General features: G+C 57.5%; 6 protein-coding genes. 4 read left to right on the top strand and 2 right to left on the bottom strand.

Going from position 1 to position 11,821, the window contains the following annotated elements; translation table 11 throughout:
* Window positions 1-128: 128 nt before the first annotated feature.
* From QWZ03_RS20265 to QWZ03_RS20255, 3 genes are all read left to right on the top strand, one after another.
* A complete protein-coding gene (locus QWZ03_RS20265; RefSeq protein WP_290334427.1) occupies window positions 129-3,611 on the top strand; it encodes an EAL domain-containing protein in 3,483 nt (1,160 codons plus the stop codon).
* A 233-nt stretch (window positions 3,612-3,844) separates the two neighbouring features.
* Window positions 3,845-6,172, top strand: coding sequence for an ATP-binding protein (locus tag QWZ03_RS20260; protein ID WP_290334426.1), 2,328 nt, complete (start codon window positions 3,845-3,847; stop codon window positions 6,170-6,172).
* A gap of 177 nt (window positions 6,173-6,349) precedes the next feature.
* Window positions 6,350-6,559 carry a hypothetical protein gene (locus tag QWZ03_RS20255; protein WP_290334425.1) on the top strand — a complete coding sequence of 70 codons (210 nt, stop codon included), beginning with the start codon at window positions 6,350-6,352 and terminating at the stop codon, window positions 6,557-6,559.
* 497 nt (window positions 6,560-7,056) lie between these two features.
* On the opposite strand, the gene QWZ03_RS20250 is transcribed toward QWZ03_RS20255, so the two are convergent.
* Window positions 7,057-9,210: a putative bifunctional diguanylate cyclase/phosphodiesterase gene (locus QWZ03_RS20250; protein ID WP_290334424.1), complete on the bottom strand. Its 2,154-nt coding sequence runs from the start codon at window positions 9,208-9,210 to the stop codon at window positions 7,057-7,059.
* A gap of 114 nt (window positions 9,211-9,324) precedes the next feature.
* Here QWZ03_RS20250 and QWZ03_RS20245 point away from each other — a divergent pair, with 114 nt between their 5' ends.
* On the top strand, window positions 9,325-9,909 hold the full coding sequence (locus tag QWZ03_RS20245; RefSeq protein ID WP_290334423.1) for a GNAT family N-acetyltransferase: 585 nt from the start codon (window positions 9,325-9,327) through the stop codon (window positions 9,907-9,909).
* Window positions 9,910-10,087: 178 nt separating this feature from the next.
* Here the strand turns inward: QWZ03_RS20245 and QWZ03_RS20240 are convergent, their stop codons facing one another.
* The gene (locus tag QWZ03_RS20240; protein WP_290334422.1) at window positions 10,088-11,716 is read right to left on the bottom strand and encodes a methyl-accepting chemotaxis protein; all 1,629 of its coding nucleotides are present in this window, start codon (window positions 11,714-11,716) and stop codon (window positions 10,088-10,090) included.
* Window positions 11,717-11,821 lie beyond the last annotated feature (105 nt).

The raw sequence follows: 11,821 nt of genomic DNA, 5'->3' as shown, positions 1-11,821 counted from the left end.
GATGCTACGACAACAGAAACTACAGTGGTGTATGAACGACCCGCTGATCTAGTACCTGACATATCTGGAAAATAGGGAGCGAAAAAAATTGGAGGCCAGAAGTTGCGACCTAACTTGGGAGGGGCACCATGTCACTGCTTGCCAATTGGTATAACAGCGCAACGAGTGATAGGTCACGGTTCATCGGTCTTGTTGTAGTTGGCTACCTGTTGTTCAGTATTACATGGATATTCCTGTCGGACAGTGTTCTCATCGCCATGGTCGATCAAGAAAACCTACTGTCTTTGTCTACGACAAAGGGGGTATTTTTCATTCTGATTTCTGCCGCCGGGCTGGTTTATGCATTACGGGCTGTCCCGCCTTTGTCACAGGCTGGTCGAACTCAGGAAATGTTTGCGGATTCGATGGCTCGTGGCGCGTTGACGCCCTTACACAGACGCACATGGTATTACCTACTCGCCGTTGCTATGAGTGTGGCGATGTTGCTGGTGCGATTGAATATCAACGCCGATTTTAGTACGCGCCCACTGTTGATATTTTTCATGCTACCGATTGTGATAAGTGCGTTACTGGGCGGTGCGGGGCCTGGTTTGACATCAACCCTGATTCTGGTACTTGGTGCGGATTTTCTTGCGCAACCCTATTTGCATCAGTCGCAGGCTGATCCATTAAGTAGAATGCAGTGGTTTATGCTGGTTGTAAACGGCGTGGCAGTCAGCCTGTTGAGCACCTTATTTCATCATTCTTTGCGTAAAATGGAGCGCAATAAAAGGTTACTAAACGCAGTGATTTCCGGGGCTTCAGATGCTATTTTTATTAAAGAAAAACAAGGTCGCTATCTGCTGGTGAATCGGGCGGCTGCAGGAATGGTTGATAAGCCAATAAGTGAAATTCTTGGTCGTGATGATACGGAAATATTTGACGAAAAGACAGCCGTGGACCTCATGCGACAGGATCAGGTCATCATGATGGGCGGCGCCGTCGTTAATCAGGAGGAGCAACTAACGACTCAGGATGGACGTTGTCTGATTTTCGATGTTATCAAGGGGCCTATATTTGATGGTGCAGGCCAAGTTGCTGGTTTGTTTGGAATATCACGAGATGTGACGGCCCACCGGCGGGCGGAAATGGCGTTACGTGCAAGTGAGGCTGCGTTGAAACAAGCACAGCGCTTGGCGGGCGTTGGTAATTGGGAATGGGATCTGGTTGCGAACAGCCATTACTGGTCGGAAGAAGTGTTCCGCATTTATGGAAGGGATGTCACACTGCCGCCAGCTACTTACCCAGAGATCAAAGAGTATTTTACACCGGAAAGCTGGTGCCGACTGGAGAGTGCGGTAAATAAGGCTGTGTCGCAGGGCATTGCTTATGCCTGTGATGCTGAAATCATTAGACCCGATGGCGAGCATCGTTGGATTATTGCGAGTGGTGAGGCTGTTCTGGGCCAAGGTGATAGGGTGGTGAGGCTGTGGGGGACTGTGCAAGACATTACAGAGAGAACGCTTGCGGCTTTGAAAATACAAACCAGCGAAGAGCGACTTCAATTAATTGTTGACGCCACCTCTGATGGATTTTGGGACTGGAATTTAAGTACCGGAAAGGTATTCCGCTCGGCGCGTTATTATGAGGTTGTTGATCGGGATCCTAAGGATGATGCAGGTGATTTTGCATTTTTCCGTCAACTTGTGAGTCCGGCGGACTTAGATGCCGTATTGGAAGCCATAGAGGCGCACGTATCAGGAGAAACGCCTTCGATCGAATTTGATTTCAGGCTGGCAGGGCATGATAGTGCTCCCCGCTGGATACGCTCTTGGGGACGCGCAACATTACGTGATGAGCAAACGGGCAGGGCGTTACGCGTAGTAGGCACTGTCGCTGATGTCACAGAGCGCAGGCGGCATGAGCAGGCATTGCGCGAGGCTGCAGCAGTATTTGATAGCACCCATGAAGGCATTATGGTCGTGAACCCGGAAGGTAGAATTATCAAGGTTAATCCATCTTTTCAGCGTATTACGGGGTATACGGAGTCTGAAGTGCTGGGGAAGTCACCAACAATCCTGTCATCAGGTCAGCATGGTGCGGCTTTTTATAAAGACATGTGGAATGCAGTTTTGAGCCAGAGCTTTTGGCGAGGTGAGATTTGGAATAGGCGTAAGAGTGGCGAGGTGTATGCCGAGTTGCTTTCCATCTCAGCGGTGAAGGATACTTCAGGTCATATCCAGTATTTTGTGGGGGTGTTCTCGGATATCAGCCAGGAAAAGCAGCATGCTGCAGATCTGGATAGAGTGGCACACTTTGATGCGTTGACTGGGCTGCCTAACAGAAGGTTGCTTTCAGACAGGCTTAAGCAATCGGTTGCGCGGTCTGCACGAACCGATAAGGCGAGTGCCATTTGTTTTATTGACTTGGATGGTTTCCAATCTGTAAATGATCAATTTGGGCACGCAGTGGGCGATGAGCTACTTATTGGGGTTGCAAATAATCTGAAAGCGGTGTTGCGAGCTGATGATACTCTGGCGAGATTGGGCGGTGATGAGTTTGTGCTGGTGTTGTCCGAGTTGAATTCAAATGAAGAGTGTAATGCAATTCTGGAGCGTGTGCTAAAGGCGACCAGCACACCGGTGAAAATCGAGGATTTCATTATCACACCCACCGCAAGTATTGGCGTGAGCTTGTACCCCGAAGACAATGTGGATACCGATACTCTATTGCGCCACGCGGATCAGGCTATGTATCTCGCCAAAGAGGCAGGGAAGAATCGCTATCAATTATTTGATCAGGATAGGGATAAGGCTGCGAAATTCCATCGGCATTTTATCATGTTACTGGGTGAGGCCTTGATAAGACAGGAGTTCATACTGTATTACCAACCTAAAGTAGAGCTGAATACGGGCAGGATAGTCGGTGCAGAAGCACTGATACGATGGCAACATCCAGAGCGAGGATTATTGTCGCCCGCCGAATTCTTGCCCTACGTGGAAGGCAGCGAGCTTGAGCCGCTGTTGGGTGAGTGGGTTATTTCTACCGCACTATTACAAGCTGCTACTTGGGCGGATGATGGTTTGAAGTTGGCAGTGAGTGCCAATGTCAGTGCTGATTACCTGATGATGCCGTGTTTCTTTGATCAACTCCAAAGTGCGTTGGATCGATACCCTGATCTGCCGGCAAGCCAGTTTGAACTGGAGATACTGGAAACCGCTGCGATAGGTGACCTGAGGCAGGCGGTAGAGGTTTTGGAGCGTTGCAAGCAGCTGGGTGTAAAGTTCGCGCTGGATGATTTTGGTACGGGTTATTCTTCTTTGACCTATTTGCGTAAATTGCCACTCGACTCATTGAAAATTGATCAAAGCTTCGTCCGGGGCATGCTTGAGGATGGTGATGATCTCGGGATAGTTGAAGGGGTTATTCAATTGGCGGGAGTATTTGACAGAGATGTGGTGGCAGAGGGGGTGGAAACGCTGGAACATGCGACCATACTGAAGAAAATGGGCTGTCGGGTAGCACAGGGCTATGGAATAGCCAAGCCAATGCCTGCCGAGAGGTTTGTCGCTTGGTGTGCGGAGTGGGAGGGCAGAACTGAGTGGCATGACATGATTTCAGCTGTTGCTTAGCCTGACTTATCAGCCATTGTATGGCTGCGTAGCGGCCATATTCAATTTCACGGCAGTTCAACGAACTTATAAATTTTTTGCATTTCATGCATACGCTTGGGTAGTTGTCGATCGGGCCTTGTTTGCCTTGAACCTGTGGGCTTCCGTCATATCGGAGCGCCGCAGAGCGGTTGGAGGCTGCTATTTACTATGGCTGGCTATAGTGAGTAGAACGAGGGATCCGAAAGAGGATCATGACGACTGACGACAGGCCGCGCTACCGGCCGGTGCTACCGCTTTATGTGCCGGCTTTGCTGGGTGCGGCGGTATTGCTCGTCCTGTTTGTGACGGGGCAGAGAGAGCAGCAGGCCTTGCTGTCTGAGCGGCTTGAGCAGATAGTGCAGCGGCACGAGCAGACCGCCCAGCGGGTGGCTGCCAGCATGGCGCACGATCTGGGGGATACACGCGGCTCGATAGAGCGCTTTGCGCGGGAGCTGGAGCGCCAGCTGGATCGCCCCGATCCGCATGCCGCCGGGGCATTCGATAGCCTGTTTGAAAAGCTGCCGGATGGTTCCTACCGTTCTCGCCGGGTCAGCTTGGACCCCCAGCGCGATGCCGCTGCCGTGCTGCCCAAATACCTGCAGCCGGATGCAGCCAGCCGCGAGTTCTTTGTCCGTAGCGTGCACTACACCAGCCTGTTTGGACAGGCTACGGTCGGCAAGGCCTTTGTCAATACCTGGATACTGCCCAGACATGGTGGTGAGGTGATCTTCTGGCCGGGCGAGCCGGGCTGGCTGGAACAACCGGCTGCAGATTTCGATTACCGCGCCACCGAGTGGTTCATGCCGACTGAACCGGCACAGAATCCGCAGCGTAAATCCTATTGGACTGCCCTGGCTTTTGACCCAGTGCCCCGTATCTGGATGACCAGCGTTGTAGCGCCGCTTTATTGGCGTGGCACATGGTATGGATCGGTGGGCCATGACATGCCGCTGGCCAATCTGCTGCTACAGACACAGCAACTGCGACAGCAGGAGGGTAGCCGCTTTGTCCTCTTGAGCGGCCAGGACAGCATCGTGGCATCGGACCAATATGGCGAGGAAATACTGCGGGCAAAGGGGCAGCTGCGGCTAGGCCAGCTTGGCGACCCGGCCTGGGCTGCGGCGATTCAGCAGGCGCGCCAGCAGGGTCTTGCCAGGCAGGGGTTTGTCCGGGTCACCCAGACGGACCGGGTGTGGTTTGTCGCCCGCATTGAGGGCGCCGATTGGGTTTTGGTCAATAGCCTGCCATTGGGGCCTATCGTCAGGCAGATTGAGGCCTCGTTCACTACCCTGCGCAATATTGCAGTGGCGACCTTGTTGATTGAGCTGGTGATCGCCACGGTGATACTGGGGCTGGCCCATCGCCGTGGCCGTAGGCATTTCAACGACATACTGAAACTGCATGACGACCTGGCGGAAAGGGAATCCCGCTATCGGACCCTGGTCAGCAATCTGCCCGGCATCGTGTACCGCTGCGCCAATGATACTGACTGGACCATGCATTACATCAGCGATGCGGTGGAGGGGCTCACCGGTTATCCGGCAGCGGCCTTCATTGGTACGGGCGCCATCAGCTTCAATGCAGTAGTCCATGTCGATGATCGTGAACTACTGTGGCGGCAGATACAGCATGCGCTGGAAGACAGGCTGCCCTACCGGGTTGAATATCGGCTGCAGCACAAGGATGGCCAGATCATGTGGGTGATGGAGCAGGGGCAGGGCTGCTATGACGCGAAAGACCAGTTGGTCTGGCTGGACGGCGTGATACTCAATATCAATGCACTGCATTATGCCCAGGAGCAACTGGGCCGGCTGAACGTGGAACTGGAGCAAAAGGTTGAGTTGCGCACCCGCGCACTACGCGAGGCGCTGGGCGAGCTGGAGAGCTTTGGCCATGCCATTGCGCATGACTTGCGGGCGCCATTGCGGCAGGCCAGTAGCTATCTGGAAATGGTTGGCGAGGCCATGCCGGATGAGGATCCGTCCCGCCAGTGGCTGGAACGCTCGCAGCGGGCGCTTGAGCGCATGAACGACATGATACAGGGGCTCTGGTCGGTGGCCAGGCTGGGTAGTGCTGCACTCAATGTCAGCCGTTTTGCACTGAATGGCCTGGTCGATGAGGTGCTGGGTGAGATGAATGCCGACTCGGCGGCGAAGATCAGCTGGCAAGTTGGCACCTTGCCAGAGCTTGAGGCTGATCGCATCTTGCTGCGTGAAGTCCTGCAGAACCTGCTCGACAATGCGATGAAGTACTCCGCCCGGCAAACCGACCCGGTGGTCGGTATTCGTGACCGTAGCGAGGCCAGCAGCCAGGAATGGGTGATCGAGGTCTACGACAATGGCGCTGGTTTTGATCCCTCGCACGCCGACAAGCTGTTTGTGCTGTTCCAGCGCTTGCACAAGAGCAGTGAGTTCCCCGGCACCGGTATAGGGTTGGCATTGTGCGCCCGCATTATCGCGCTGCACGGTGGCCGCATCTGGGCCAGCAGCAGCCCAGGGCAGGGCGCGAGCTTTTTCTTTGCGCTGCCCAAGCGCCATTAGCACCATGCGGGTGGGTATTGCCAGAATCGCCACGCCGTTCTTTTTGGCACTTACTTGCCGGTAGCACCACCAGTAGGCGGTGTGCCACCGCCACCGCCGCCGGGTTTGCCGCCCGAACCCGGTTTGCTACTGGAGCCCGGCCCACCACCTCGCTTGGGCTGGGACGGAACCGGGGGCATGGCATGCGCGGTTGGCCGGCTGGGGCCGCTGGATTGGACGGGGGGGGAGAATGTCGGTCCTGTTGGTACTAGGCCACCCGATGATGTTGAGCTGCTGGAGCCGCCACCGTGTACAGAAGTCGGTCGCGGTACGGGAATCGGAGCCATGGGGGTGGACGTGCTGGGCGAGGGCGTAACTATCGATGGCATCGGCCCGGGCGTGGTATGACTGCTGCTGGAGCTGCTGGAGCTTGATGCACCCAACGCAGGAAAGGCATCAACACCCAGGGAGGGCGGCTTGGGTGCAGTGCCGGGAATGCGGCCTGAACCCCAGGTGGGGGCAAGCGGTGCCGAGGATTTGGGAGTTGGCCTGCTGCCATCTGAACCCACTGGGCCACGGGCCAAGTCTCTTTGCTCTTCCTGGTGTGCCTCGAGCTGCCTGATACGGCGATTCAGGTGGGCGTTCCATTTCTGGTGCCCTGTATCCAGACCACCATGCTGGGTATTGCCATGCACGGAACGGGATTTTCTTTCTGTCTTGATGGCGGCGAGTTCTTTGCCCTCGTCACCTTCTTCCGCAGCTTGGTCTTTTTGGGCCTGGGCTTCCTTATAGTGACTGTGGGAACCGAAAGGCTGCTTCCCTGGGCCACCGGGGGGCCTACGCCCGCCACCACCACTTGATCGCGTGCTCATGTGCTTCCCCTTTGGCTATGTTTGTAGCCAAAATCAGGCCATTTGCCCAGACTTGTCCTCTTCCATGGCTTCGCGCCAATAGCCTTTGTGGCGCTTGTACCATTCATCAAAGTCCACAATCGGCATGGGTTTGGCCACCAGGAAGCCCTGCACCTGATCGCAGCCTAGCTCTACCAGGGTGTCCCACGCAGCCTGGGTTTCCACTCCCTCTGCCACCACGTCAAGCTTGAGCACGTGGCCCAGTTCGACGATGGCCCGGGCAATCTGCAGGCCATCGGCCTCGTCCAGCCGCAGTACGAAGGAGCGGTCTATCTTGAGTTCTTGCACTGGCAGGCGCGAGAGATAGGCCAGTGAGGAGTAGCCGGTGCCAAAGTCGTCGATGGAGAGCTTGAAGCCCAGGTTGCGTAGATGTCTGAGTGCATCGAGCACCTTGTCGGGCGCTTCCATGGTGGCCGATTCGGTGATTTCCAGGCACAGGTTGTGGGCGTCGGCGCCTGTTTCTTCCAGCAGGGACTGCACCATGCCGGCGAAAGCGGGGTCTTCGGTGTCGTTGACCGATACGTTGACTGAGATGCGCACATTGCGGCCCAGCGCAGCCCAGTGGCAACTGGTCAGCATGCATTCGCGCAGCATCCACAGGGTGAGTGCCCGTATCTTGCCGGTCTGTTCGGCAAACGGTATGAACTGGCCGGGCGGTATCCAGCCCCGTTCGGGGTGATTCCAGCGTACCAGCGCCTCCACCCCGCAAATGCGGCCATCGGCGAGGTTGATCTTGGGTTGCAGAAAGGTGGAGAGCTGATTGCTCTCGACGGCGGTTTTCAACTCGCCCAGGAGCGATAGCTGGCTCTTGCGGTTGGCTTCCTGGCCAGGATCGTAGACCAGGTAGTCGGCATGGGTGCGCTTGGCCAGATACATGGCGGCCTCGGCCTCGCGCAGCAGCACATTGGCACTGGTGCCATGCAGGGGAAAGAACGCCACGCCGGTGGAGCCAGCTACATCGATGCTCTGGCCGGCAATGGCAAGCGGATTCTCCAGTATTCGGTGCAGGCGCCGTACGACATTGTCGATATTGCCTTTGTGCACGCCTGGCATGACCAGGACGAACTCGTCACCAGAGAAGCGGCCAAGATGGTCGGTATCTCGCTGCACCTGCCGCAGCCGCTGGGCAATGCTCTTGAGTGCGGCATCGCCTGCGCTATAGCCCAGATAGTCGTTGATGTACTTGAAGCGGTCGATATCTATCATCACCACGGCGACGCTGTCGTCGCCCTGCTGGGCCGCTTGGATTTCTTCGGCTATCAGTTCCGCCAGTCTGACGCGGTTAGGCAGCTCGGTCAGTGGGTCGATATAGGCCATGCGGATGATTTCCGCCTCGCGCTCCGATATGGCGCTGCCCATGCTGTTGAAGGCACGGGCAAGCAGGGCAAACTCGTCGTGGCCGCGTGCCGGCACCCTGACACGGTAATCGCCATCGGCAATACGGTCTGCCGCCTCGGCAAGTCGGCTGAGCGGCGCAGACAGGGTGCGGGCCAGCCAGAATGAGCCGAGTACGCCGGCCAGGAACAAGCCCATGCCTATCAGCAGGGCCTGGTTCAGTGCTTCGCGCTGCTGGGCTTCTACATCGCTCAGGTCGATATCCGCGCCGAACACCAAGGTCTTGCCGTCTTCCCGCTGCATGGGCTGGAATACGGAACGGAAGTGTCCGTAGCGATCTTCGTACTCGGCGAACTGTGGCTTGCCGGTGGTAAAGGCCTGGGCCAGGCCCAAGGGCCGGGCGTCGTATTCGCCATAGTAGCGGCCATAGTTGCCAGCGCGGATTTCCTCCTCGCTGGCGGCGTCGGCCAGGTAGATGATGTTGTTGCCTTCCTGGGTGAAGACATAGAGGTAGCGCAGGCCTACCTTCTGGCAGTAGTCATGCAGCAGGCGCACCATGGCCAGGTAGCGCTGCTCGTCTATCGCCAGAGGGTCTCGTGCTTCGCGTAGGTAGTCGTACCCTATCATCTTGGGGGCGGCGCTGGCGGCGGCTACCAGCCGGGCATCGATGGTTTCGCGGACCGCATCGGCTTTCAGGTTCCAGGCGTAGAGGGTATAAGCCACCGTTGCCGCCAGGTTGATGGCGATAAACACCATGAGGATCTTGATCCTGGCGGTGTGCGGTATCAAACGGGCATATAGGCGTTTCAACACGGCTCCCTTCTGCGGAACTGCTGAGGCGCTTCGAATCGGGCGGTGCACGGTTTGCAGTCAGCGTGGCAGTATGGCCAGATCATGAGCCATTCATCAAGATTGGAATTTGCTTATATGCGAATATATCGTATGGCAACCGAGGCGGATAGAGAGGCGGTGTATCGCATCTGCCTGCTGACCGGAGATGCCGGTCGCGATGCCAGCGCGCCAGGCAGGCAGGAGGCACTCTACGGGCACCTTTACGCGGGGCCGTATCTGTCGCTTGCGCCTGAGCATGCCTGGGTGGCAGAGGATGAGGAGGGCGTTTGCGGTTATGCCTTGGGGTGTGCCAATTCAGCAACGTTCTATGCCGATATGGAGCGGGCTTGGCTACCCCCACTACGTGAGCGCTATCGCGTGCCGCAGCACCCTGCTGATGGCTGGCTGATCAACCGTTTGCAGTCTGTGCATACGCTGGAGCCACGCCTGGCCGAATGGCCAGCGCATCTCCATGTGGATTTGCTGCCACGTGTCCAAGGGCAGGGAGTGGGCGGTGTGTTGATGGAGAAGCTGATGAGTAGTCTGCGGGCTGCAGGCGCGCCGGCAGTACACCTGGGGGTGGACCCGCGTAATGAGCGTGCTGTGGGATGGTATGCCCGGTTTGGATTTGTCGAGCTGTTTCGGCAGCCTGGGTGCATCTGGCTGGGAAGACGGCTGTGAGGCCAGGCGATTTGCCAGAAGGGGGCGCGCTTAGCGGCTGCTGGAAGACACAAGGTCGCTAAGCAGGCCGTAGCCTTGACTTGGGGCGGCCAGCGTCTGGCCTGCTGGAAGGTAGGGGGCAGGTGGCAAGCCGTCCTGGCCTATCCACCTGCGTGACGCTGGGCGATTGTCGGGTCTATCAATCCACCACGAACTGGCCTATCTGCACATTCAGCCCGCGCGATAGTTCGCCGAGGCGCTTGGCCAAGAGATTGGCGGACGAGACCGAGGCGTGGTTTTCCTCGCTCATCTGGGCAATCTTCTCGATGTTGATGGCGATCTGATTGGCGGCCACCCGCTGTTCACGGATGGCGTCTGCGATTTCGGTCAGGGTGTTGACCGTACCTTGCGAGCCGGCACGTATCCGTTCCATGGCATCGGCCAGCTCCCGGGCATGGGATACGCCGGCATCGATGCGGCCGCTGGCTTCCTGCATACGTGCGCCAGCGCTGACGGTATCGCGTTGCACGGTCTCTATCTTGGCCGAGATATCTGCCGTGGCGCCTGCGGTGCGCTCGGCCAGCTTGCGTACTTCATCGGCCACTACGGCAAAGCCGCGGCCTTGTTCGCCGGCACGCGCGGCCTCAATAGCTGCATTGAGGGCCAGCAGGTTGGTTTGATCGGCAATGTCCTTGATCACGCGGACGATGCCGCCGATTTCGTCGGACCGGGCATTGAGCGTGGCAATCGCCTGGCTGGCGGCCTCGAGCGCCTCGGCGATACGGGCAATCTCATCGGCGGTCTGCCCTGCCAGTCGTTCACCGTCGCCCGCCTGGCCGGTGGCTGCGCCTGCTGCCTCACGCACACTTTCTGCGCTGTCGGATACAACGGCGATGCTGGTGGTGAGCTGTTCTATGGCAGAGGCGACGGCGGCTGATGCCTGGGCCTGGTTGGAGGAGGCCAGGGCGACCTGCTCGGAAATGGTGTCCATTTCGCTGGCGGATTCCGCCACCTGGCGTGCCCCGCCACGGGTATCTATCACTAGGCTGCGCAGGCCTTCCAGCACCCGGCAAAAGGCGCTGACGGTACGGCCTATTTCGTTGTCGCCATGCGAAGGCATCTTGACGGTGAGATCGTTGCCGGCCGCGATCTTCTGGGCGGCCGTCTGGGCGGCGTTGAGCGGGGTGCGGATGGAGGTGGCAACCCAGATGGCAATGCCGATGCCAAGGAGTATGGCCGTACCTGCCCACAACCATAGCCCACGCTCGGTCGATGCCTTGGCGCTGGCCAGTTCATCGGTCACCTTGGCGGCACGGCCTTCGGTGTATTTCAGCAGTTCGTTCAACTGGCCTTCCATGCCACGTACATAGGCCTTGTGCACATCAATGGCGGCATTGGCGTCAGCCGTGGTGGTGATGTCCTGGCCCAGCCTGCCCGCCACCCCACGGTAGCCTTCGGCATACTTGCTCATCTGCTCCCGTAGCGCCGTTATCTTCTGGCGTATGTCCTCGGCTGCCAGTTTGTCGGCCTTGCCCAGGCTCTCCTGGGCTTTGGCCAGCGAGCCATCCCACTTTTCGCGGTATTCCTTTACCTTTTCTGGCTTGTCGATATTGATGAAGCTGTCCTTCTCGTAGCGACGCAGGTTGCCTACATGGTAGCGGGTGTCGCTCGCTGCCGTGTTCAGGGCGATGTCGCCCTCCACCAGCGATTTGACCTGCTGATACTGCTGTTCCACACCGCGTGAGCCGGTGATGGCGACGATTACCATCAATACCAGCAGCAAGGCGAAGCTGGCGCCTATGCGTAAGCCGAAGCTGAGGTCTTTCATGCTGTTTCTCCGCGTTGACCCATGTACAAGGTGGAAGCTGGCGCTCTTTCTGCCTGGGTCTGGCAGTGGCGTCTGGATGGTTTGGCATAGGCAATGCCTATCTAT

The sequence above is a fragment of the Chitinimonas viridis genome (genome assembly GCF_030409555.1).
In the GTDB taxonomy this organism is placed as follows: domain Bacteria; phylum Pseudomonadota; class Gammaproteobacteria; order Burkholderiales; family Chitinimonadaceae; genus Chitinimonas; species Chitinimonas viridis.
This window is presented reverse-complemented; position numbering and strand designations above follow the sequence as displayed.